General features: G+C 66.7%; 23 protein-coding genes and 1 tRNA gene. 12 read left to right on the plus strand and 12 right to left on the minus strand.

Going from position 1 to position 22,230, the window contains the following annotated elements:
* Positions 1–4: 4 nt before the first annotated feature.
* The 4 genes from fdhE (at position 5) to ACZ899_RS22000 (ending at position 4,509) form a co-directional block, all read left to right on the plus strand.
* Complete coding sequence (fdhE, locus tag ACZ899_RS21985; protein ID WP_232857400.1) at positions 5–925, plus strand: formate dehydrogenase accessory protein FdhE; 921 nt, start codon at positions 5–7, stop codon at positions 923–925.
* A 135-nt stretch (positions 926–1,060) separates the two neighbouring features.
* Positions 1,061–2,488 carry an L-seryl-tRNA(Sec) selenium transferase gene (gene selA, locus ACZ899_RS21990; protein ID WP_234560557.1) on the plus strand — a complete coding sequence of 476 codons (1,428 nt, stop codon included), beginning with the start codon at positions 1,061–1,063 and terminating at the stop codon, positions 2,486–2,488.
* Positions 2,485–4,407: a selenocysteine-specific translation elongation factor gene (gene selB, locus ACZ899_RS21995; protein WP_234560558.1), complete on the plus strand. Its 1,923-nt coding sequence runs from the start codon at positions 2,485–2,487 to the stop codon at positions 4,405–4,407. Before selA ends, selB begins: the two co-directional genes overlap by 4 nt.
* Positions 4,408–4,413: 6 nt before the next feature.
* Positions 4,414–4,509: transfer RNA gene (locus ACZ899_RS22000), tRNA-Sec, on the plus strand.
* 107 nt (positions 4,510–4,616) lie between these two features.
* Here ACZ899_RS22000 and ACZ899_RS22005 read toward each other — a convergent pair.
* Positions 4,617–5,606 (minus strand): asparaginase, encoded by a 990-nt coding sequence (locus ACZ899_RS22005; RefSeq protein WP_234560559.1) that lies wholly within the window; start codon positions 5,604–5,606, stop codon positions 4,617–4,619.
* 218 nt (positions 5,607–5,824) lie between these two features.
* The gene (locus tag ACZ899_RS22010; RefSeq protein WP_050703570.1) at positions 5,825–7,267 is read right to left on the minus strand and encodes an alanine/glycine:cation symporter family protein; all 1,443 of its coding nucleotides are present in this window, start codon (positions 7,265–7,267) and stop codon (positions 5,825–5,827) included.
* A 181-nt stretch (positions 7,268–7,448) separates the two neighbouring features.
* Here ACZ899_RS22010 and ACZ899_RS22015 point away from each other — a divergent pair, with 181 nt between their 5' ends.
* Positions 7,449–8,261 carry a helix-turn-helix domain-containing protein gene (locus ACZ899_RS22015; protein WP_234560595.1) on the plus strand — a complete coding sequence of 271 codons (813 nt, stop codon included), beginning with the start codon at positions 7,449–7,451 and terminating at the stop codon, positions 8,259–8,261.
* A gap of 181 nt (positions 8,262–8,442) precedes the next feature.
* Here the strand turns inward: ACZ899_RS22015 and ACZ899_RS22020 are convergent, their stop codons facing one another.
* Positions 8,443–9,282 carry an alpha/beta hydrolase gene (locus ACZ899_RS22020; RefSeq protein WP_234560560.1) on the minus strand — a complete coding sequence of 280 codons (840 nt, stop codon included), beginning with the start codon at positions 9,280–9,282 and terminating at the stop codon, positions 8,443–8,445.
* A 181-nt stretch (positions 9,283–9,463) separates the two neighbouring features.
* On the opposite strand from ACZ899_RS22020, the gene ACZ899_RS22025 reads away from it, so the two are divergent.
* Positions 9,464–10,348: a sugar nucleotide-binding protein gene (locus ACZ899_RS22025; protein ID WP_028690262.1), complete on the plus strand. Its 885-nt coding sequence runs from the start codon at positions 9,464–9,466 to the stop codon at positions 10,346–10,348.
* Positions 10,341–11,273, plus strand: coding sequence for an NAD-dependent epimerase/dehydratase family protein (locus ACZ899_RS22030; RefSeq protein WP_234560561.1), 933 nt, complete (start codon positions 10,341–10,343; stop codon positions 11,271–11,273). Before ACZ899_RS22025 ends, ACZ899_RS22030 begins: the two co-directional genes overlap by 8 nt.
* Before the next feature lie 156 nt (positions 11,274–11,429).
* Here the strand turns inward: ACZ899_RS22030 and ACZ899_RS22035 are convergent, their stop codons facing one another.
* Positions 11,430–11,870: a winged helix-turn-helix transcriptional regulator gene (locus tag ACZ899_RS22035; RefSeq protein ID WP_234560562.1), complete on the minus strand. Its 441-nt coding sequence runs from the start codon at positions 11,868–11,870 to the stop codon at positions 11,430–11,432.
* A 104-nt stretch (positions 11,871–11,974) separates the two neighbouring features.
* Between ACZ899_RS22035 and ACZ899_RS22040 the strand changes: the two genes are divergently transcribed.
* On the plus strand, positions 11,975–13,195 hold the full coding sequence (locus tag ACZ899_RS22040; protein WP_234560563.1) for an MFS transporter: 1,221 nt from the start codon (positions 11,975–11,977) through the stop codon (positions 13,193–13,195).
* Here the strand turns inward: ACZ899_RS22040 and ACZ899_RS22045 are convergent.
* From ACZ899_RS22045 to ACZ899_RS22065, 5 genes are all read right to left on the minus strand, one after another.
* Complete coding sequence (locus tag ACZ899_RS22045) at positions 13,183–13,866, minus strand: OmpW/AlkL family protein (protein ID WP_234560564.1); 684 nt, start codon at positions 13,864–13,866, stop codon at positions 13,183–13,185. The genes ACZ899_RS22040 and ACZ899_RS22045 overlap by 13 nt on opposite strands.
* A gap of 109 nt (positions 13,867–13,975) precedes the next feature.
* On the minus strand, positions 13,976–14,467 hold the full coding sequence (locus ACZ899_RS22050) for a DUF3299 domain-containing protein (protein WP_232856670.1): 492 nt from the start codon (positions 14,465–14,467) through the stop codon (positions 13,976–13,978).
* Between the two features lie 138 nt (positions 14,468–14,605).
* Positions 14,606–15,871, minus strand: coding sequence for an ABC transporter permease (locus ACZ899_RS22055; RefSeq protein ID WP_062361877.1), 1,266 nt, complete (start codon positions 15,869–15,871; stop codon positions 14,606–14,608).
* A complete protein-coding gene (locus tag ACZ899_RS22060; protein ID WP_234560565.1) occupies positions 15,871–16,581 on the minus strand; it encodes an ABC transporter ATP-binding protein in 711 nt (236 codons plus the stop codon). The genes ACZ899_RS22055 and ACZ899_RS22060 overlap by 1 nt, the downstream gene beginning before the upstream one ends.
* Positions 16,582–17,148 carry a DUF2796 domain-containing protein gene (locus ACZ899_RS22065; RefSeq protein ID WP_234560566.1) on the minus strand — a complete coding sequence of 189 codons (567 nt, stop codon included), beginning with the start codon at positions 17,146–17,148 and terminating at the stop codon, positions 16,582–16,584. It lies immediately after the preceding gene.
* A gap of 133 nt (positions 17,149–17,281) precedes the next feature.
* Here ACZ899_RS22065 and ACZ899_RS22070 point away from each other — a divergent pair, with 133 nt between their 5' ends.
* Positions 17,282–17,626 carry a hypothetical protein gene (locus ACZ899_RS22070; RefSeq protein WP_232856662.1) on the plus strand — a complete coding sequence of 115 codons (345 nt, stop codon included), beginning with the start codon at positions 17,282–17,284 and terminating at the stop codon, positions 17,624–17,626.
* Positions 17,627–17,790: 164 nt separating this feature from the next.
* On the opposite strand, the gene trxA is transcribed toward ACZ899_RS22070, so the two are convergent.
* The 3 genes from trxA to ACZ899_RS22085 are packed head-to-tail and all read right to left on the minus strand — an operon-like array spanning position 17,791 to position 19,822.
* Positions 17,791–18,678 carry a thioredoxin gene (gene trxA, locus ACZ899_RS22075; RefSeq protein ID WP_234560567.1) on the minus strand — a complete coding sequence of 296 codons (888 nt, stop codon included), beginning with the start codon at positions 18,676–18,678 and terminating at the stop codon, positions 17,791–17,793.
* Positions 18,679–18,709: 31 nt separating this feature from the next.
* Entirely contained in the window at positions 18,710–19,369 is a 660-nt protein-coding gene (locus ACZ899_RS22080) for a class I SAM-dependent methyltransferase (RefSeq protein ID WP_234560568.1), read from the minus strand.
* Positions 19,370–19,822 (minus strand): YbaY family lipoprotein, encoded by a 453-nt coding sequence (locus ACZ899_RS22085; RefSeq protein WP_028690274.1) that lies wholly within the window; start codon positions 19,820–19,822, stop codon positions 19,370–19,372.
* Between the two features lie 105 nt (positions 19,823–19,927).
* On the opposite strand from ACZ899_RS22085, the gene nrdR reads away from it, so the two are divergent.
* The 3 genes from nrdR to ACZ899_RS22100 are packed head-to-tail and all read left to right on the plus strand — an operon-like array spanning position 19,928 to position 22,229.
* Positions 19,928–20,392: a transcriptional regulator NrdR gene (nrdR, locus tag ACZ899_RS22090; protein ID WP_009685710.1), complete on the plus strand. Its 465-nt coding sequence runs from the start codon at positions 19,928–19,930 to the stop codon at positions 20,390–20,392.
* A 2-nt stretch (positions 20,393–20,394) separates the two neighbouring features.
* Positions 20,395–21,522 (plus strand): bifunctional diaminohydroxyphosphoribosylaminopyrimidine deaminase/5-amino-6-(5-phosphoribosylamino)uracil reductase RibD, encoded by a 1,128-nt coding sequence (gene ribD, locus ACZ899_RS22095; protein ID WP_234560569.1) that lies wholly within the window; start codon positions 20,395–20,397, stop codon positions 21,520–21,522.
* Positions 21,523–21,563: 41 nt separating this feature from the next.
* Positions 21,564–22,229 carry a riboflavin synthase gene (locus ACZ899_RS22100; protein WP_050703585.1) on the plus strand — a complete coding sequence of 222 codons (666 nt, stop codon included), beginning with the start codon at positions 21,564–21,566 and terminating at the stop codon, positions 22,227–22,229.
* Position 22,230: the final 1 nt, after the last annotated feature.

Here is a 22,230-nt window from a genome sequence, read left to right on the forward strand (position 1 = left end):
CCGTTTGAGCACGATTCTCGAACCCGGGCAGATCGAAGCGTCGGCAGTGATGCCGCCGTTCCTGCACCTGCCCACCGCCAACCTCTTCGAGGTGCGCGCCAACCGGCTTGAGCAGCTGGCCGAGGGCAACGCCCTAAGCGACTACCTGCGGTTGATGGCCCGGCTATGCCGGATTCAGCAGCAGCTTGTGGATAACCCACCTGCTGGGGTGCCAGTGGCCGAAGAGCGCCAGCGCCTGTGCATAAGTCATGGCCTGCCGCCGCTGACGGCCGACAGCCTGGTACGTGAAGGGCCGTGGCTGGTCTGGTTGCAGGCGTTGCTCGAGCATTTCGCCGCGGAGCCTGATGGGCCGCTGGCGGACGCGCTGGGGACGTTGCGCGGCAGCGATGAGGCGCAACGCAAAGGCTGGGGCATTGCCCTGCTCGGCGGCCAGTACGACGCGGTACCGGCGGCGCTGGTGCCCTTTATCGGCGCCGCGTTGCAGGCGGCGTGGTCCAGCTGGCTGCTGGCCTTGCCTGCGCCTGAGCTCAAACCCGCCGGCAGCCTGGCCCAGTGCCCGGCCTGCGGCTCGCCGGCGATGGCCGGGGTGGTGCGCAATCGCGGCAAGCACAATGGCCTGCGCTACCTGGCCTGCTCGCTGTGTGCCTGCGAATGGCATGTGGTGCGGGTCAAGTGCGTGTACTGCGAGTCGAGCAAGGACCTGCGCTACAGCAACCTCGAGGATGACCGCCACGCGCCAGGCAAGGCGCCGCTGCGTGCCGAGTGCTGCCCGGGGTGCCAGAACTACCTCAAGCAGTGCTACCTGGAGAACGACGCCGCGGCCGAGCCGTTGGCCGATGACCTGGCGAGCCTGGCGCTGGACATGCGCCTGGATGAAGAGGGTTTCCATCGGCTGGCGCCGAACCTGCTGTTGGCGCCGGGGTAGTGTCTACACTGCAATCGAGTTGAACCGGATCGCGGGGCTAGCCCGCTCCCACGCAATGGATGCGATCGGCGTGGGAGCGGGCTTGCCCCGCGATCGCACCCGACCAGACAACGGATCAGTCATAGGTAGTACCGCATGTCTTCTAGCCTCGCCAACGACACCCCACGCTTGCCCTCCATCGATACCCTGCTGCGCCACCTGGTCTGCGCGCCCCTGATCGACCGCCATGGCCGCGATGCGGTGTTGGCAACTTTGCGCCAATTGCTCGACGACCTGCGCGAGCCAGCTCGCCTCGGCCAACTGAGTGCCACCGAACTGACCGCCGAAGTGCTCCTGGGCCGAGCCGGCGAACGCCTGGCCATCCAGCAACGCAGCCAGGTACGTCGGGTGTTCAACCTCACCGGCACGGTGCTGCACACCAACCTCGGCCGGGCCTTGCTGCCCGAGGAAGCGGTCGACGCCATGCAGACCGCCGCCCGCTACCCGCTGAACCTGGAGTTCGACCTCAACACCGGCAAGCGCGGCGACCGCGACGACCTGATCGAAGGCCTGATCCGCGAACTGACCGGCGCCGAGGCCGTCACCGTGGTCAACAACAACGCCGCCGCCGTGCTGCTGGCGCTCAACAGCCTGGGCGCACGCAAGGAAGGCATCATCTCCCGTGGCGAGCTGATCGAGATCGGCGGCGCCTTCCGCATACCCGACATCATGGCCCGCGCCGGCGTGAAGCTGCACGAGATCGGCACCACCAACCGCACCCACGCCCGCGACTACGAAGGCGCGATCAACCCGCGCACCGGCCTGCTGATGCGTGTGCACTGCAGCAACTACAGCATCCAGGGTTTCACTACCCAGGTGCCCACTGCGGAACTGGCGCGCATTGCTCATGCACATGAGCTGCCGCTGCTCGAAGACCTGGGCAGCGGCAGCCTGCTCGACCTGACCCGCTGGGGCCTGCCGGCCGAGCCGACCGTGCGTCAGGCCCTGACCGATGGGGCCGACATCGTCACTTTCAGTGGCGACAAGCTGCTCGGCGGGCCGCAGGCGGGGATCATCGTCGGGCGCAAGGAGCTGATCGCGAAGATCAAGAAGAACCCGCTCAAGCGTGCCCTGCGGGTGGACAAGATCACCCTCGCGGCGCTCGAAGCGGTGCTGGCGCTGTACCGCAATCCGGACCGCCTGGCCGAGCGCCTGCCGAGCCTGCGCCTGCTCACCCGGCCCCAGCCCGAAATTGCCGCCCAGGCCGAGCGCCTGGCGCCTGAACTGGCCGCGCGGCTGGGGGCGCAATGGGCAGTCAGCGTCGAACCAGCCCTGGGCATGATCGGCAGCGGCAGCCAGCCCGTGGCGCGCCTGCCCAGCGCGGCCTTGTGCCTGCGTCCACTGGTGTCGAAGAAACTGCGCGGGCGCAGCCTGCATGTACTGGAGCGGGCGCTGCGCGACCTGCCGGTTCCGGTACTGGGCCGCATCGACGACGATGCCCTGTGGCTCGACCTGCGCCAGCTGGACGACGAGGCCCAGTGGCTGGCGCAGCTGCCGAGGTTGCAACTGGGGCCGGTGCAGTGATCGTCGGTACCGCCGGCCACATCGACCACGGCAAGACCGCGCTGCTCCAGGCCCTGACCGGCCAGGCCGGCGACACGCGCCAGGAGGAGCGTGCCCGGGGCATGACCATCGACCTCGGCTACCGCTATGCCGCGCTGGCCGAAGGTGCTCCGCTGACGGGTTTCATCGATGTGCCCGGCCATGAGCGTTTTATCCACAACATGCTCGCCGGCGCCCATGGCATCGATCTGGTGCTGCTGGTGGTCGCCGCCGACGACGGGGTGATGCCACAGACCCGCGAGCATCTGTCGATCATCGAGTTGCTGGGCATTCCCCAGGCGCTGGTGGTCATCAGCAAGTGCGATCGGGTCGAGCCGCAGCGGCTGGCCGAAGTCCAGGCGCAGGTCACGGCGTTGCTGGCGCCCGGGCCATATGCCGGGGTAGCGCAGTTCCCGGTGTCGAGCCTGAGTGGCGAGGGGATCGACGCTTTGCGCGAAGCGTTGCTGGCCGCCGAGGCCCAGGTGCGTCGACGCAGTGTGCGGGGCGGATTCCGCCTGGCCGTGGACCGCGCCTTCGCGGTGTCCGGGGCGGGCGTGGTGGTCACCGGGACGGCCCTGGCCGGGCAGGTCAGCGCCGGTGACACGCTGTTGCTGGGCAAGGCCGGCAAGCCGGTGCGGGTGCGTGGCCTGCATGCGCAGAACCAGGCGGCGCTGGTGGCCGAGGCCGGGCAGCGGGTGGCATTGAATATCAGTGCGGAAAAGCTCTCGGCCGAGCAGGTACATCGAGGCGACTGGCTGCTACCTGAGTGGTTGCACGCACCCAGCGTGCGGGTCGATATCGATTTCACCTTGCTGCCGGGCGAGACCCGGACGTTCGAGCATTTCAGCGCGGTGCATGTGCACCTGGGGACCCAGGATGTCACGGCCCGTGTTGCGTTGTTGGAGGGTGAACGGCTCGGCGCCGGCCAGCGCATGTTCGCCCAGTTGCTGCTCAACGCGCCGTTGCAGGCGGTGCATGGCGATCGCCTGGTACTGCGCGACCAGCGCGCCCAGCGCACACTCGGCGGTGGCCGCGTGCTCGATCCCTTTGCGCCGAGCCGACAGCGACGCAGCGAGGCGCGCCTGCGCCAGCTGCAGGTACTGCGTGATGCCTCTGAACTGGAGCAGGCCTTGCCGGCGTTGCTCGAAACTGCACCCGGCGGGCTCGATCCGCAGCGGCTCGAGCGCCAGTTCAACCGTCTGCGCGAGACCTGGCAGTTGCCGGAGGATGTGCAGGTAATCGCCACCCGCCAGGGCCAGTTGCTGTTCTCACGCCAGCAGTGGTATTCACTCAAGCAGCAGGTACTGGCGCGGCTGGCGCAGTTCCACGAGCAGGAGCCCGACCAGCTCGGCCCGGACCGCGACCGCCTGCGCCGTTTTACAGCGATGCCGCTGGAGCGTCCGGCGTTTGTCAGCCTGCTGGATGAGTTGCTGGGTGAAGGGGGGATCAGCAGCAGTGGTCCGTGGCTGCATCTGCCTGGGCACAAGGTTCAGTTGAGCGAAGCCGATACCGCGCTGTGGGAGCGCTTGCTGCCGCGCTTGCTGGCGGGTGAGTTCGATCCGCCCTGGGTGCGTACGCTGGCTGCCGAGGAGCGCTGCGAGGAGGCCGAGGTGCGCCTGCTGCTGCGCAAGCTCGCCCGCCTGGGCCTGTTGCACCAGGTGGTGCGTGACCTGTTCTACCCGGAGGTGACGCTAAGGCGCATGGCAGAGCTGTTGTTGCAGCAGGCCGAGGCATCGCCGATAGTGCAGGTTGCGGCGTTTCGCGATATGTTGGGCATCGGTCGCAAGCGCAGTGTGCAGATACTCGAGTACTTCGACCGCGTTGGCCTGACCCGGCGGGTCGGTGACCAACGGCATATTCGCGTCGACAGCGCCCTGGCCCAGTCGCAACACGGGCCCTGATTTCAAGGAAGGCAATCGCGCCCGGTGGCGCGGCCGGGCTTCAAACCCGGTTGGGGACGGCAGCCGTTCCCGGGCAGGTTCGACTCCCGCTGCCTTCCGCCACTTTTCCAGATGCTGAAACGATCGCGGGGCAAGCCCGCTCCCACGATGCCCTGGGCAGGCTTGTGGGAGCGGGCTTGCCCCGCGATGGCGAACGGAAGATCTACAGGTCAGGCGCGCTCGCCGCACAGGTCCAGCGCGAACCAGTGCTCCGCCGCCTGCACATCCAGCCCCGCGCCCAGCAACGCAAACAGCTTGCCCAGCGCGGCCTCGCGGGTCATGCCACCGCCACTGACAAGTCCGGTGTCACGCAGCCGGCTGCCAGCGGCATAGGTGTCGAACACCACCGAACCTTCCGGACACTGGCTGATGGCGACAATCATCACCCCGCCCTGACGGGCGTCATGCAGGACATCGAGCAGCGCCTGGTCGTCGGACGGCCCGGTACCACTGCCATAGCACTCCAGCACCAGCCCCTGGATACCGCTGTCGAACAAACCACGCAGGTGCTCGGCAGCCAGGCCCGGGAACACCGGCATGACCGCCAGCTTGACCGTCTGGCGCGGCTGGCGATAGTCCAGGCGGGCCGGCAGTTCTGGAGCGCGCTCGCCGTCACGGTGGCGGGGCAGCACGGTGAAGGCGTCGAACGCCTCGCTGCGCAGCTTCGAAGCGCGGCAGCCGTGCAGCAACTGACCGTGGAAGTACAGCTGCACGCCGTCCTCCAGGCCGTTTTCGAACAGGTTCAGGGCTCCGACAAGGTTGGCCCAGGCATCGCTGTCCGGCGCGCCGGCCGGCAGCATGGAACCGGTCAACAGCACCGGCGCCGGCAAACCCAGCAGCAGGAACGACAGGGCCGCGGCGCTGTAGGCCAAAGTATCGGTGCCATGCAGCACCAGCACGCCGTCGTGGCCGTCACGCTCGACCGCCTCGACGATGGCGTCGCGCATCGCCAGCCAGTTGGCCTGTTGCATGTTGGCGCTGTCGATCAGCGGGTTCAGTTCACGCAGCGACCAGTGCACCTTCGGCGCATCGCCGCAGCTGGCGAAGTGGTCACGCATGCGCGCTTCGAAGCCACCGGCCGGCGCGAGGCCTTCGGCGGTCTGCAGCATGCCGATGGTGCCACCGGTGTAAAGGACGAGAAGATTCTTGACTGGACGCATGGGAGCATTCCGTAGCGATGTGGCTTCGTACGAAAAGTGCCTGCGCGACGATCAGGCTGCGTTGAAAACAGGCTCGGAATGCTCATTGACAACCCGTCAACTCCGCTTCCTCGCCTGTTTTCGCCTTGCCTGATCGCCGCTCGGCGACTTTTCGTATGAAGCCGCGCGAAAGAAGAGGCAGCCGCCCACGAACGGGGCGGCTGGGGCAGGGGAGAATATCAGCGCTGAGCGTGCGCCTGAACGGCGGCTTTGTCAGTGGCTGTTTCAGCCTGCGGATTGGCCGGCCAGGCGGCACGGTCCAGGTCCAGGTCGGTGAACTTGCTGGAGTCGAACACCGGCTGCTTGATGCCGGCCTTGCGCTGTGCGTCGTAGTCGCGCATTACGCGCAGGCCGACCTTGAACAGCATGGCCAGGGCGATCAGGTTGACGAACGCCAGGCAGGTCATGGTGATGTCGGCGAAGGCGAACACGGTCGACAGGTCCTGCGTCGAACCCCACACCACCAGCGCCAGCACCAGGCCGCGGAAGGTCATCAGCACGGCGCGGTTGCGGCTGAGGAACTGCAGGCTGTTCTCGCCCAGGTAGTAGTTGTAGAGAATGCAGGTGAAGACGAACAGCGACAGCGCGACGCTGACGAACACGCGGCCCCAGTCACCGACCACGGCGGCCAGCGAGTTCTGGGTCAGGACGATGCCGTCACCTTCGAAGCCCGGGGTGTAGAAGCCCGACAGCAGGATCAGCAGCGCGGTGCAGGTGCAGATCACGAAGGTGTCGAGGAACACGCTGAAGGCCTGGACCACGCCCTGGGCGCCAGGGTGTTTCACGGCGGCCACGGCGGCGACGTTCGGCGCGCTGCCCAGGCCTGCTTCGTTGGCGAACACGCCACGCTTCACTCCCATGACGATGGCGCTGCCCAGCAGGCCAGCGAACGCAGGGTCGAGGCCGAAGGCGCTCTTGAAGATGGTTTCCAGCATGGCCGGGACGTGTTCGATCTGGGTGCCGATCACGTACAGGGTCACGCCGATGTAGGCCAGGGTCTTGACCGGTACCAGCAGATCGGACACCGCGGCGATGCGCTTGATACCGCCGATGAAGGTCAGGGCCAGCAGGGCTGCCAGGACGATACCGGTGTGCTTCGGATCGAAGGCAAAGGCGTTCTGCAGCGAGTGGGTCACGGTGTACGACTGCAGGCCGATGAAGGCGAAGCCGTAGGTGACCAGCAGCAGGATCGAGAACACGATCGCCATGCTTTTCAGCTTCAGGCCGTGCTGGATGTAGTACGCCGGGCCGCCGCGGTACAGGCCGTCGCCGTCGGCGCGCTTGTAGACCTGGGCCAGGGTGCACTCGAAGAAGCTGCTGGACATGCCCACCAGTGCGGTAACCCACATCCAGAACACGGCGCCCGGACCGCCGAGGGTCACGGCGATACCGACACCAGCGATGTTACCGGCGCCGACACGGCCGGCCAGGCTCAGCATCAGGGCCTGGAACGAGCTCAGTTGGCCTGCCTGGCCGCGAAGGGATTCCTTGAAGACACCGAACATGTGGCCGAAATGGCGGAACTGGACGAACCGAGAGCGGATCGTGAAGTAACTGCCGAGACCGACAATCAGCACGATGAGAAGCTTCCCCGAAAGGAAATCGTTGAGTGCTTCGAGCATTGGAAAATGACCTCGATTCTTATTCTTCGCGTGGAAAGACCAGCGGGCGGCAGGCGCACCGCTATTCATTGGGGGCGCATGGTTGGCTATGACAACTGTGGTTACAATTTCGCGGGTTGCTCCATTTTGGTGCGACTTGATGCTAGAATGGCGTCACTCGCATCATCCGGACCCGCGCATCATGGGCGATCACTTCGCTATCAACCTCAAATTGGCCTGCAGCCACTACCGCTCTATCTCAGAGGTTTGCCGGCAGCTGTCGATCAATCGCGCGCAGTTCAACAAGTACCTGAGCGGCCAGAGCCGCCCGACGGCCTACAACCTCAAGCGCATCGGCGACTTCTTCGGCGTTGAGGATTACGAGCTGGGTTTGCCGCCCGAACAGTTCGCCCGCTTGATTGGCGCACGCAACCATGATCAGCGGGTCGGTCCCCAGGACGATCCGATCAGCGAACTGTTCAAACCGCTGCATAAAGAAGCCGGCAACCTGTCGCGCTATTGCGGCTACTACTTCGAATACTCCAACTGCATGTCGGTGCCAGGCTCGATCCTGGTGTCGCTGGTGCACCTGTGGGAGGAGCGCGGCAGCTTTTTGTTCGAGCGCCAGGAACGCCAGGAGCGCAGCAGTGGCCTCGACCAGCACGCCGAGGTGCGCTGTCGCTACCTGGGTGCGGCGTTCCAGTTGCAGGACAGGATGTTCCTGATCGACTACGAGTCGCTGACCCTCAACGAGATGAGCCAGACCGTCCTCATTCCCAGCTTCAAGAGCCGCATCAGCCGCCTGAACGGTCTCAAGACCGGGGTCTCCAGCGGTGACCGGCGCAATCCGGCGTGCACCCGGGTGGTGTGGGAATACCTGGGCGAGGAGATTAACCGCATCAACGCCTTCCGCCAGATCAAGCTGTATCGCCCGGACGATCCGCGCATCGATGACGACATCCGCGACCGGCTGAGCGCGGGGATGGTCAGCAACGGGTTGTTCGAGATCGAATAGCCATGTCGCACAGGGAGCCATGATTGCGCGGCCAGCGCGCATCCTGTGGGAGCGGCTTTAGCCGCGAAGCAAGCGACGCGGTGTATGGCACCGGCTTCGCCGGTGTTCGCGGCTAAAGCCGCTCCCACAGGTCCCTGCTAAATCAGTAAGTCATGTGCAGTTCCATGAAAAGCGGGTAGGACTAGTCGAGAATGAACGCCGCCACCGCATCGGCCACCTGGTCGGCAACCTCCGGCCGGTCGCGCAGGTGCGCGGCGATGCCGTGGTCGCAGTCGGTGAGCATCAGGCACTCCACATGGGGCGCCGGCACCGAGCGTAGCAAGGCGTGGGTGACCTCCTCGGGAATCGGGCTGTAGCGCTCGACGCCCGCCAGCCGCCGGGTACCGGCCGAGGTGCCGGGCTCCTGGCCGTGGACCCTGGAGTTGAGCCCGTCGTATTCACCGATCACCAGCAGCACCCGGCCCTGGAACTGGCGCAGGAAGGCATAGCTGTCGCAGTCGAGGAAGGCAAAAGGCTTGCGGATGGCCTCGCTGAAGGCCGGCCCGAAGGGCGCGGCATGGGCCGCGTCGGGGTAGACCGCCGGGCAGATCAGCACCAGCTTGCGTACGCTGGGGCGCTGGGCGGCCAGCTTCAGGGCGATGGCGGCGCCCAGGCTATGGCCGACCAGGGTGTCGCTGCGCGCGTCCAGATGCCGGTGAAAGCGCAGGGCCTCCTCCAGGTTGCTGGCCAGCGAGGCGTCCTTCGCCCCGGGTTCGCTGGCCAGGCTGTGGCCGGAGAGGTTGCCGGTCAGCGAGCCGATGCCCTGCTGCTGGAGGCGATAGAGCAACGGGTTGAGGCGGGTGAAGTCGGAGCGTGCGCCGCCGACCACGAATACCGTGGGGGCACGCTCGGCGTCCGGCAGCAGCAGGCGCGCCTGCTGGCGATAGTCGGCGAAATCCTCGTCGATGAACCGCTCCGGGCCGGGCGCGGGCTCGTCGAATTGCCATCTGGCGCGCTGTGCAGTGTTCAGTTCGGCATCCATGTTGATCTCCTTGAACAGGCCTGGCGCAGTATAAGTAGCTGTCGGCAAAGGCGGAATACCGCCCCGACCGGCGCCAATCGCCACGCGGCGCGCGCCAGGCCTTGCCTGGGTTGGACTTCCCCTGCCGGAAACAGCAAAATGAACCCTTTCCTCCATCGACCAGACCGGACCTGTTGACTCTATGCGTATGCGCCTGATGCTGTTGGGTGGTGGCAATGCCCTCGGGCAAGCGCTGATTCGTCTCGGGGCCGAGGAAGACATCGCCTTCCTGGCGCCTCGCCCGCCGGAAAACGGCTGGGATCCGGCCAGCCTGACCCTGCTGCTCGACGAGCAACGCCCGCACGCCGTGGTCAACCTGGCCTATTATTTCGACTGGTTCCAGGCCGAGTCCGTCAGCGAGCAACGTCTGGCCCAGCAGGAGCGGGCGGTGGAGCGGCTCGCCGAGCTGTGCCAGCACCACGAGATGATCCTTGTGCAACCGTCCAGCTACCGTGTGTTCGATGGCTCGCGCGCCACCGCCTACAGCGAGAAGGACGAGCCGGTGCCGCTCGGCCTGCGCGGCCAGGCGCTCTGGCGCATCGAGCAGAGCGTGCGCGCCACCTGCCCGCAGCATGTGCTGCTGCGCTTCGGCTGGCTGCTTGACGAAAGCATCGACGGCGCGCTCGGGCGCTTCCTGACCCGCGCCGAACAGCCCCAGGAACTGCTGCTGGCCGATGACCGGCGCGGCAACCCGACGCCGGTGGACGACGCCGCGCGGGTGATCCTCTCGGTGCTCAAGCAGCTCGATTGCCAGGCGCCGCTGTGGGGCACCTACCACTATGCTGGCAACGAGGCCACCACGCCGCTGGTGCTGGGCCAGGCGATCCTCACCGAGGCCACCCAGTGGCGCAAGCTGGCCGTGCAGGCGCCGACCGCCCAGGCCCACGCCGCCCGCCCGGATGCCAGCGAGGAGCCGCAGCACGCGGTGCTGGCCTGCAAGAAGATCCTTCACACCTTCGGCATCAAGCCCCGCGCCTGGCGCGCCGGCTTGCCGCCCCTACTGGACCGATTCTACCGACATGGCTGACGCCCCCATCCTGATCACCGGCGGTGCCGGCTTTATTGGCTCCCACCTGTGCGATGCGTTGCTGGAGAAAGGCTACGCGGTGCGTATCCTCGACGACCTGTCGACCGGCAAGCGCAGCAACCTGCAGCTCGGCCATCCGCGCCTGGAGCTGCTCGAAGGCGATGTCGCCGACGCCGCCCTGGTGGCCCGTGCCGCCAATGGTTGCCAGGCAGTGGTGCACCTGGCTGCGGTGGCCTCGGTGCAGGCCTCGGTGGAAAACCCGGTTAAGACCCACCAGAGCAATTTCATCGGCACGCTCAACGTCTGCGAGGCGATGCGCCTGAACGGCATCCGTCGCGTATTGTTCGCCTCCAGTGCGGCGGTGTACGGCAACAATGGCGAGGGCCAGTCGATTGCCGAGGACACGCCCAAGGCACCGTTGACCCCCTATGCGGTGGACAAGCTGGCCAGCGAGCAGTACCTGGACTTCTACCGCCGCCAGCATGGGCTGGAGCCGGTGGTGTTCCGCTTCTTCAATATCTTCGGGCCGCGCCAGGATCCTTCCTCGCCGTATTCGGGGGTGATCAGCATCTTCTGCGAGCGCGCCACCCGGGGTGCGCCGATCACCGTGTTCGGTGATGGCGAGCAGACCCGCGACTTCCTGTTCGTCGGCGATCTGGTTCAGGTGATGGTGCAGGCGCTTGAACAGCCGGTGGTGGAAGAGGGCGCGGTGAATATCGGCCTGAACCAGGCGACTTCGCTGAACCAGCTGCTCAAGGCGCTGGAGCAGGTGGTGGGCGGTTTGCCGGCGGTCAGCTACGCTCAGGCCCGCTCGGGCGATATCCGCCATTCGCGGGCGGACAATGCGCGCTTGCTGGCACGTTTCGCGTTCCCTGAGCCGACGCCGTTCGTCGAGGGGCTGGCGCGGTTGCTCGGCAAGGCCTGAATCTCTATTGCATGTAGGAGCGGCCTTGTGCCGCGAAAGGGCTGCAAAGCAGCCCCCAGCGATATCGAATGATGCTGGGATCCCGAGGCCGCTACGCGCCCTTTCGCGGCACAAGGCCGCTCCTACAGGGATCGTGCATGGCAGGTGGAGCAGGCATCACGAATGCCGGACCACCCGCCGGCGGCAATCCTCCGGCGCCACCTCCCGCCCATCCCGGGCCCGTACCTGCAGCGTCTCCAGCCCTTGGCCACGATCATCGACCAGCTGCGAGCGTGACTCCCCCGCTGTGAACAGGTAGCGCTCCCCCCACTGGCGCAAGCCGATCACGATCGGAAACACCGAGCGCCCCCGTTCGGTCAGCACATATTCCTTGTAGGCGCTGCCATCCGAAGCCGGCTGCTGCACCAGCAGTTCCGCCTCCACCAGCAGCTTCAAGCGCGAAGCGAGGATGTTCTTCGCCAGCCCCAGGTTTTTCTGGAACTCGCTGAAACGGCGCAGGCCATCGAAGGCATCGCGCAGGATCATCAGCGCCCAGCGCTCGCCGAGCACTTCCAAGGCGCGGGCCACGGGGCATTGCTGGTTGTTCTCGTCGAGCATGGCGCGATCCTTGAGTGTCTATCTGGTTGCAGAATAAAACCACATTTGCTAGAAATCCAGTCAGGTGGTTTTAAATTGAAACCAGAATTGAAAGGGAGTCTTCGATGTCGACGCTCACCCGTGGATTGACGCTGCTGTTGGCCGCCGCCTGTGCCCTGGCCGTGGCCACGGTGTATCTCGCCCAGCCGCTGCTGGAGTCGATGGCGGCGAGCCTTGGGGTGAGCAGCGCCCGCTCCGGCCTGGTAGTGGGGATGACCCAGGCCGGCTATGCCTTGGGGCTGGTGCTGATCGTGCCACTCGGGGACCTGGTCGATCGCAAGCGACTGATCCTCGGCCAGTTGCTGGTCTCGTCCGGCGCCTTGCTGGCCGTAGCCTTTACCGTGGACTGGGCCGTGCTGCTGGCCGCAATGTCCCTGGTCGGCCTGGCAGCGGTGGTGGTGCAAGTGATGGTGGCGCATGCCGCCACATTGGTCACGCCCGCCGAACAAGGGCAGGCGGTGGGCACGGTGACCAGCGGCGTGGTGCTGGGCATCCTCTCGGCGCGTCTGATATCGGGCGCAGTGGCTGACCTGTTCGGCTGGCAGGGTGTCTATGCGGTGGCGGCGGGACTGGCGCTGGCAATGGCGGGGCTGCTCGCCTGGCGCTTGCCTGCCGCCAGGCCGCAGGGGCCAGGGCAGCGCTATGGGGCGTTACTGGCATCGGTGCTGCGGCTGTATCGACATGACCGCCTGCTGCGCCAGCGCGGCCTGTTCGCGGTGCTGGTGTTCGCGGCGTTCAGCGTGCTGTGGAGCGCGATGGTGCTACCCTTGAGCGCCGCGCCACTGGCGCTGGACCATACGCAGGTCGGGTTGTTCGGCCTGGCCGGTGTGGCGGGAGCGCTGGCGGCAGCACGTGCCGGACGCCTGGCCGATCAGGGGCATGCGCGGCGGGTGAGCGGCTGGGCACTGGGCCTGCTGACGCTGTCGTGGCTACCCATCGCCTACCTCGAGCAGTCATTGCTGGCATTGGTGATCGGGATACTGATGCTGGACCTGGCTGTGCAGGCGGTGCACGTGACCAACCAGAGTGTGCTGCTGGCGGGGCGCGGCGAGATGGCCAGCCGGCTGATCGGCGCCTACATGTGCTGTTATTCGCTCGGCAGCGGGGTGGGTGCGGTCGTGGCGACCTGGGTGTACGGGCAGTGGGGCTGGGTGGCGGTGTGCGGCTTGGGGGCGGGGATAAGCGCGCTAGCTTGGGGCTATTGGGGGTATCTCTGGAGCATCGAGACGATGCGCGGCGCGCCCGCTCCAGTCGGAGCAGGCGCGCCTGCGGATCAGAACTTGTAGCCGATACCGACCATGTAGACCCACGGATCGACATCGACGTCGACCTTGGTCTTGCCCACGCCCAAGGCGCTCGGGCCGTCGATGCTGGCCTTGGTGTCGATGTCGACGTACCAGACCGCGGCGTTGAGCAGCAGGTTGTCGGTAAGCATGTAGTCCATGCCCAGCTGGCCGGCGATGCCGACCGAGTCCTTCAGCTTCATGTTGCTGAAGCCCTGGGCCTTGCGGTTGCTGCTCAGGTCTTCATCGAAGAACATCGTGTAGTTGATGCCCACGCCGGCGTACGGCTGGAACTTCGAGGACGGCGCCATCGGGTAGTACTGCAGCGACAGGGTCGGCGGCAGTTGCTTGATGTCGGCCAGCTTGCCGTCCAGGCCAGGGCCAAGGCCCTTGACGCCGACTTTGTGCTGGAACGGGGTGGCGGCCAGCAGCTCGAGACCAATGTGGTCGGTGAGCATGTAGGCGAAGGCCAGGCCCAGCTGGGTGTCGCTGTCCAGGGTCGCCTTGGTGCCCGAGACCTTGGCGCCGTCGAGCTTGATGTCGCCGCTGTTCTCGTTGGGCGCGGTGGTGATGGCGCCGGCGCGGAGGATGAAATCCCCCGCCTGGTGGGCGTGGGCGACAGGGGCTGCAAGCGCCAACGCGACGAGCGAGGCACCGAGCAAGGACTTGTTCATGGAAGCTCCCAGAGGACGTGAGTAATCGAGTAGTCCAATGGTACGAAGCTGACTAAACAGAAAGTTTGACCCAGCTCAAAGAAGCCGTGCTATCGGGGTGACGCAGTGCTCACTTGAGCTCATACGCGTAGATTTTCTCTGCTTCCATCTGGTAACCGGCATCCGCCAGCTCGCTGCTGCTGGCCTTGACCTGCATCGTCCCCTCGATCCAGTAGGGCTGGTACAGGTCTTCGATGCGCACGCCCATCTCGCTGACGATATGCACGATCTGGTTCGACGGCGGTGGCGGCACATGGATGCAGGCGCCGTAGTAGGGCACCAGGAGGAACTCGGTGGTGCGGCCTTCGTCGCTGACTTCCAGCGGCACGATGTAGCCGGGGATCTTCACCTGCTGGCCGTCCAGGGTTTTCACCACCGGTGCGTTGGGCGCCTGCTGGCGGGCGGCGGGGGCCGCCTCGGCGGACAGCGCGTCGCTGATCTGCGACAGGTCGTGCAGGGGCGTCAGTTGTGGCGGGATGACCGGCGCGCCCTCGGGGATCAGGGCGGGCCAGTCCAGTTCGCGCGGGTCGGCGGCCCACAGGGGCAGCGAAGTCATCAGCATGATCGTGAGCAGCAAGTACTGAATGATCGGTGTTGCCTTCTTCGCGGGTAAACCCGCTCCCACAGGAGGTGAGGCGATCCCTGTGAGAGCGGGTTTACCCGCGAAGAGGGCGGTGAAGTCTAGAGTCATGTCTGTCTCTTAAAGATGAATCGACAAACCATCGGCCAACGACTGCCGATAGGCGCGCCAGGCCGGCACGCTGCCCATCAGCAGCGCCGCGCCTAGGATGATGGCCAGCAACGTCCACTCGTGGGCGCTCGGCCAGGCCAGTGGCAGGTATAGCCCATAGTTGGCCTGTACATAGCCTTGAGCCAGGGCGATGCCCGCATACAGCAACCCCAGCCCGGCGGCGATGCCCGCCAGCGCCAGGGCCAGTGCCTCGAGCACCAGTAGCCCGGCGATGTGCCAGGGACGGGCACCCACCGAACGCAGGATGGCCATCTCCCGGCGGCGCTCGTTGAGGCTGGTGAGAATGGCCGTGAGCATGCCGATCAGGCCGGTGAGCACGACGAACAGCGACACCACGAACAAGGCCTGCTCCGCCGTGCCCATCAGGCTCCACAGCTCCTGCAGGGCCACGCCGGGCAGGATCGCCAGCAGCGGTTCGGCGCGGTATTCGTTGATCTCGCGCTGCAGGCTGAAGGTGGCGATCTTGCTGTTGAGCCCGAGCATGAAGGCGGTGATTGCTGCGGGCTGCAGGTCCATGGTTCGAGCCTGCTCGGCGCTGATACGCCCGGCACCACGGGCCGGCACGCCGTTGTGCCAGTCGATGTGGATCGCCTCCATGCCGGCCAGGCTGATGTGCAGGGTGCGGTCCACCGGGGTGCCGGTGCGCTCGAGCACGCCGACCACGGTGAACGGCTTGTCGTCATGCTTGACCAGGCTGATGGCGGCTACACCATGCGCCAGCACCAGCTTGTCGCCGAGCTTGTAGTGCAGCGCCTGGGCCACTTCGGCGCCAAGCACCACCTCGAACGGATCGTCGGCGAATGCCCGGCCCTGGTCGAGTGCCAGGTGCTGGCGGCGGCCGAACTGGTAATGGCTGAAGTAGTCGGTGGTGGTGCCCATCACCCGGTAGCCACGGTGCGAGTCGCCCAGGGAGATCGGGATGGCCCATTTCACCCGCGGGTCGCTGGCGTAGTGCTGGTAGCTGTCCCAGCGGATGTTATTGGTGGCGTTGCCGATGCGGAACACCGAGTACAGCAGCAGGTTCACCGACCCCGAGCGGGCGCCGACGATCAGGTCGGTACCGCTGATGGTGCTGGCGAAGCTGGCGCGGGCCTCGGTGCGCACCCGCTCGACGGCCAGCAGCAGGCACACCGACAAGGCGATGGCGAACGCGGTGAGCAGGGCGGTGAAGCGGCGGTTGGCCAGGCTGGCCAAGGCAAGGCGAAGCAGGTACATCAGGCCTCCCGGGGCTTGGCGGCGCGGTTGAGCTCGGCCAGGGACAGGTGCCGGTCGAACAGCGGCGCCAGGCTCTGATCATGGCTGACGAACAGCAGGCTGGCGCCGGCGTCGCGGCATTCGTCGAACAGCAGGCGGATGAAGGCCTCGCGGGTGTCGGCGTCGAGGGCCGAGGTGGGCTCGTCGGCGATCACCAATTCGGGCTGGCCGATCAGCGCCCGTGCCGCGGCGACCCGCTGCTGCTGGCCGATCGACAGGCTGTCGGCGCGGCGGGCGAGCAGGGCCGGGTCGTCCAGGCCCAGGTGGGCGAGCAGTTGGGCAGCGGCCTGGTCGATGCTGCCATGGCGCTGGGCGGCGCGGACCGCGCGGCTTTTCGAGAAGCGGCAGGGCAGCTCGACATTCTCCCGCACCGACAGGAACGGCAGCAGGTTGAACTGCTGGAAGATGTAGCCGGTGTGATCGACCCGGAAACGGTCGCGCGCGCCCTGGCCCAGGGTTGCGAGGTCTTGGCCAAGCAGACGGATGCTGCCTTGCCCGGGGCGGTTGACGCCACCCAGCAGGCCGAGCAGGGTGGTCTTGCCGCTGCCGCTGGGGCCCTTGAGGAACAGCGCCTCGCCGGGCTCCAGACGAAAGGCCGGGATTTCCAGCAGCGGCGCCTGGCCGGGCCAGGCGAACACCAGGTCATGCAGTTCGATCAGCGGCTGGTTCATTCAGAACGCGACCATGGCCTTGGCGGGGGTGGCCTCGACGCCTTTCTGGCCGTTGCGGCCGATCAGTTGCACGTTGATCTTCTGGGTCTGCGGGAAGGTCTTGAACAGCGGGCCGAGGTCGATCTGGGTGAGTTTGCCCGGGGTGGCGCAGGTCAGCTGATAGTGGGCGTTGACCTCGGCGTGCGCGTGACCGTGCTCATGGCTGTCGCCATCCTCGTCGGCGTCACCGAACAGCGGGCTTTCCAGCTCCTGGGCGTCTTCCTTGCAACCGGCGGCCTGTGCAATGCCGAACAGTTTCAGGGGCTGTTCGAGCTGTTGGCGGGCGGCGGCGACCTTGGCCTTGTCGGCATCGCTGCTGGCTACGTGCTCGAAGCCGACGATGTTCATCGCCGGGCTGTCCAGTTCCAGCTCGAGGGTATTGCCGTCAAGCACCGCGTTGAGCTTGGCCACGCCATGCTCGTGGGTGCCGAGGGAGCCATGGGCATGGTCATGATCATGGTCGTCGTGGGCATGGGCCACGGCCAGGGGTAGCAGGGCGAAGGGCAGGGCGAGCAACAGACGACGCATGGACGGCTCCACAGGCGGCTTGGGATGATTTGTGATGTTATAACAATTGTTCTTTGCCCCGCCAGCCTGTCTGGCACAGGTTTCATGTTCGTGGGAGCATGGCGGCATCGAGCCTGAAAGCAAGGAACCTATCGTGAGAATTCGTGGACAGATCGGTGACTGGCCGGTGGACCTGACCGTTGAGCTGGCGCCGGAGGAGTGGGCACAGTTGGGGCGTCGACTGGAGGTGCCGGCCTCTGTCGAGGCGCTGCCGGTCACCGGCAACCCGGTGCCTCGGCAGGATGACGGGCAGTGGGCGGCAGCGCGTGAAGTGCTGCGCCAGGCGGGCCAGATGGGTGGGCCGGAGCTGCTGGAGCGCCTGGAAGGGCTGGCCGGGAGCGTGGCGGCGGGCAAGCGGCTGCTGGTGCGCTTGCGCCACAGCAGTGAGGTGAAGGTGGAAAGCGGCGTGGATGCGCCGGTGTATCGCTGGGTGGGGTGAGCGATACATCGCGGAGCACGTCTGCTTTCTTGTAGTAAGAGGTGACTTATTGATTTAACTGGAGCGGCGTGGGAGCGGGCTTGCCCCGCGATGCGGTTTATGGCACCGGCTTCGCCGGTGATCGCGGGGCAAGCCCGCTCCCACGGGTTTGCCTTGCCGTGGCGTCAGAACAGCGCAGCGGACAGCTTGCGGCGATACACGCTGACCAGCGGGTGAGCGTTGCCCAGCAATTCGAACACCTGCAGCAGCGCCTTCTGCGGCAAGCCGTTCTCGTAGGCGCGGTTGCGCTGGAACAGCTTCAGCAGCCCGTCCATCGCGGCCTCGTACTGCTGGCGCGCCAACTGCTGGATGCACAGCTGGTAGGCTGCTTCGTCGTCCTGCGGATTCTGCGCCAGTCGGCTCTTCAGCTCGGCGGCTTCCGGCAGGCTGGCGGCCTGGCGCAGGAAGGTCAGCTGGGCCTTGGCGCCGGCCAGGGCGGCCTTGTGCTCGTCGGTCTTGACCGCGTCGAGTACCACCTGGGCCTCGCCCAGCTCGCCGCGCTCGGCCAGGCAGCGGGCGTAGAGGATCAGTGCCTCGGCATTGCTGTTGTCTTCACCCAGCAGTACCTGCAGCAGGGCCTCGGCTTCGCTGAAGCGGCTTTCGGCGAACAGCGTCTTGGCCTGCTCCAGCGGCGCGGCGGCGGGCGGCGCGGGCATCTGCACATGGGGTTCGAGCATGGCGCGGATGGCCGACTCGGGCTGGGCGCCGGCGAAACCGTCGACCGGCTGGCCGTCCTTGAACAGCACCACGGTCGGCAGGCTGCGGATGCCGAACTGGGCGACGACCTGCTGCTCGACGTCGCAGTTGATCTTGGCCAGCAGCAGTTCGCCCTGATAACCCTCGGTGATCTTTGCCAGCAACGGCATCAGCGCCTTGCACGGCGCGCACCACTCGGCCCAGAAGTCGACCAGCACCGGCTTGTGGAAGGAGTTCTCGATGACCAGTTGCTGGAAGGTGGCATCGGTGGCATCGAAGATGTACGGCACATCTTTGTTATCAGAAGCTTGGCTCATCGCAACTCTCGCAAATCCGTGAATACCCCCACTATAAGGGCTTGCGGCTGGCATGGTACAGGCTGACCCGGCGGAATTCGTGCGGCTCGGCCAGATCCGGCAGGGTCAGTGCCTCGAGCACGCCGAGCGGGCGGTACAGCGGGTGGCTGAAGTCGCGCACCCGCGAATCGGCGACCAGCGCCTGGCGGCCACGGCTGAGGAACTCGTCCAGCAGCGGCAGGTTGGCGCGGTCGTAGAGCACATCGGCGACCAGGATCAGGTCGAAGCGGTCGGCTTCGGCGAAGAAGTCGCTGCTGTAGCTCAGCGTCACACCGTTCAGCGCGGCGTTGGCACGGCAGGCGTCCAGGGCCAGCGGATCGAGGTCGCAGGCCACCACCTCCAGGGCGCCGGCCCGGGCGGCGGCGATCCCGGCAATGCCGGAGCCGGCGCCGAAATCCAGCACGCGCTTGCCGCGCACCCACTGCGGGCGCTCGGCCAGGTAGCGCGCCATGGCCAGGCCGCTGGCCCAGCAGAAGCTCCAGTAGGGCGGCTCCTCGAGAATACGCCGGGTTTCCTCGCTACTGAACTCGCGGTCCATGTTCTGCTCGTCGATCAACCAGAGTTTCAGGTCGCACCCGGGCAGTTCGCTGACGATCAGCCGCGCTTCGCCGATCAGGCCGCTCAGGGCCTGTTGCAGGATTGCCGGGGCCATCTACGGTGCCTTTTCGAAACGCAGCGGGCCGGTGGCCTGGGTCTGGGCCTGGGCGATGCGTACCGGCGGCAGGTGCAGGATCAGCTGGCCGGAGCGGCTGGCGCGACCGCGCAGTTCGACGCGGGCTCCGGCGGGGAAGGCTTCGGGGTTGAAGCGCAGGCGGTAGGGCAGGGCCTGGCCGGTGCCGCTCAGGGTGCTGCTGGCCAGCAGTTGCTGTGGTCGGCCGCGCTCGTCGATCACCAGCAGGGCCAGCTCCACGTCGGCGCCCGCCGGGATTTCCAGCAGGGTGCCGCTCAGCTCGCGCTGGTAGGCTGGCAGCGGGCCCAGGGGTTCGGTTTTCTTGGCCACCTTGGCCGGCACAGGGGCAGGGGCCTGTTCCGGCTTGGGGCGGTCGCTGCCGCAGGCGGCGAGCAGGGCGGCGCAACACAGCACGACGAGCGCTCGAGGGTGCATGGGGTAGTCCTTCACGGGCAGATTTGCATGGATGGTAAACCCTTTGGCTTGTCTTGCCAGTGCAATGCGCTACCATGGCCCTCCCTTTTTTTGTTGCCTGCCACCATGCACTGTCCGTTTTGCGGTGCCAACGACACCAAGGTCATCGACTCGCGTCTGGTCGCCGAGGGCGAACAGGTGCGTCGTCGGCGCGAATGCGTCGCCTGCGGCGAGCGCTTCACCACCTTCGAAACCGCCGAGCTGGTCCTGCCCCGGCTGATCAAGCAGGACGGCACGCGCCAGCCCTTCGACGAAGACAAGCTGCGCGCCGGCATGCAGCGCGCGCTGGAAAAGCGCCCGGTCAGCGTCGAGCGTCTGGAAGCGGCGCTGGCGCATATCAAGAGTCGTCTGCGCGCCACCGGCGAGCGCGAAGTGAAGTCGCTGGTGGTCGGCGAGATGGTGATGGCCGAGCTGCGCAAGCTCGACGAGGTGGCCTATATCCGTTTCGCCTCGGTCTACCGGCGCTTCCAGGACCTCGACGAATTCCGCGAAGAAATCGACCGCCTGGCCCGCGAGCCGGCTAAAGAGTAAGCATGTCCAGCCAAGCCATTCTCGACGCCCACTACATGGCCCGCGCCGTGGAACTGGCCCGCAAGGGCCTGTACAGCACCCACCCCAACCCCCGCGTGGGTTGCGTGATCGTGCGTGACGGTGAGGTGGTCGGCGAAGGCTGGCATGTGCGCGCCGGCGAGCCGCACGCCGAGGTCCATGCCCTGCGCCAGGCCGGTGAGCGCGCCCGCGGCGCCTGCGCCTATGTCACCCTCGAGCCCTGCAGCCACCATGGCCGCACGCCGCCGTGCGCCGAGGCGCTGGTCAAGGCCGGGGTGGCGCGGGTGGTGGCGGCCATGCAGGACCCCAATCCGCAAGTGGCCGGCAATGGCCTGCAGCGGCTGCGCGAGGCCGGCATCGAAGTCGCCAGCGGTGTGCTCGAGGCCGAGGCTCGCGCGCTCAACCCGGGCTTTCTCAAGCGCATGGAGCAGGGCCTGCCGTTCGTGCGCGCCAAGCTGGCCATGAGCCTGGACGGCCGCACCGCCATGGCCAGCGGCGAAAGCCAATGGATCACCGGCCCTGCGGCGCGTGCCGCGGTGCAGCGCTTGCGCGCCTGCTCCAGCGTGGTGCTGACCAGCGCCGAGAGCGTGCTGTTCGACAACGCCCGCATGACCGTGCGTGGCGAGGAGCTGGGCCTGGATGACGCGCTCACCGCCCTGGCCCTGTCGCGCCCGCCGTTGCGCGTGCTGATCGACGGGCGCCTGCGTCTGCCGCTGGACGCGCCGTTCTTCCAGGCCGGCCCGGCACTGGTGGTGACCGCCGCCGGTGAAGACCCACGCTATGCGGCCGCCGGCCATGAACTGATCAACCTGCCCGGCAGCGAGGGGCGTGTCGACCTGCCGGCACTGCTGCGCACCCTGGCTGGGCGCGGGGTCAACGAAATCCTGCTGGAGGCCGGCGCCGGCCTGGTCGGCGCTTTCGCCCGCCAGGGCCTGGTCGACGAGTACCAGCTGTTCGTCGCCGGCACCTTCCTCGGCTCCGAAGCGCGCCCGTTGCTGGACTGGCCGCTGTCGAAAATGAGCGAGGCGCCGCGGCTGAAGATCACCGAAATGCGCGCGGTCGGCGATGACTGGCGAGTCACTGCCATCCCCCTGCCGCCCCCCGGCGTATAATGCCAGGCTTGCCTCGCGCAGCCCGTATCTAGGAGAACACCATGTTCACCGGCATCATCGAATCCATCGGCACCATCCGCAGCCTCACCCCCAAGGGCGGTGACGTGCGCGTCTACGTAGAGACCGGCAAGCTCGACCTGGGCGACGTCAAGCTTGGCGACAGCATCGCGGTCAACGGCGTGTGCCTGACCGCCGTCGAGCTGCCTGGCGACGGCTTCTGGGCCGACGTCAGCGTCGAGACCCTCAAGCGCACCGCCATGGTCGATCTCAAGAGCGGCAGCCGGGTCAACCTGGAAAAGGCCCTGACCCCCACCACCCGCCTGGGCGGCCACCTGGTCAGCGGCCACGTCGACGGCGTCGGCGAGATCGTCTCGCGCGCCGATAGCGCCCGCGCTATCCAGTTCCGCGTGCGCGCGCCCAAGGAGCTGGCCAAGTACATCGCCCACAAGGGCTCGATCACCGTCGACGGCACCAGCCTGACGGTCAACGAAGTCGATGGCGCCGAGTTCGAGCTGACCATCGTCCCGCACACCCTGTCCGAAACCATCATGGCCGACTACCGCGCAGGGCGTCGGGTGAACCTTGAGGTCGACCTGCTGGCCCGTTACCTGGAGCGTCTGCTGCTGGGCGACAAGGCCGCCGAGCCGAGCAAAGGCAGTGGCATCACCGAAAGCTTCCTGGCCGCCAACGGCTTCTTGAAATCCTGAT

It is taken from the genome of Pseudomonas sp. TE31087 (assembly GCF_057284075.1).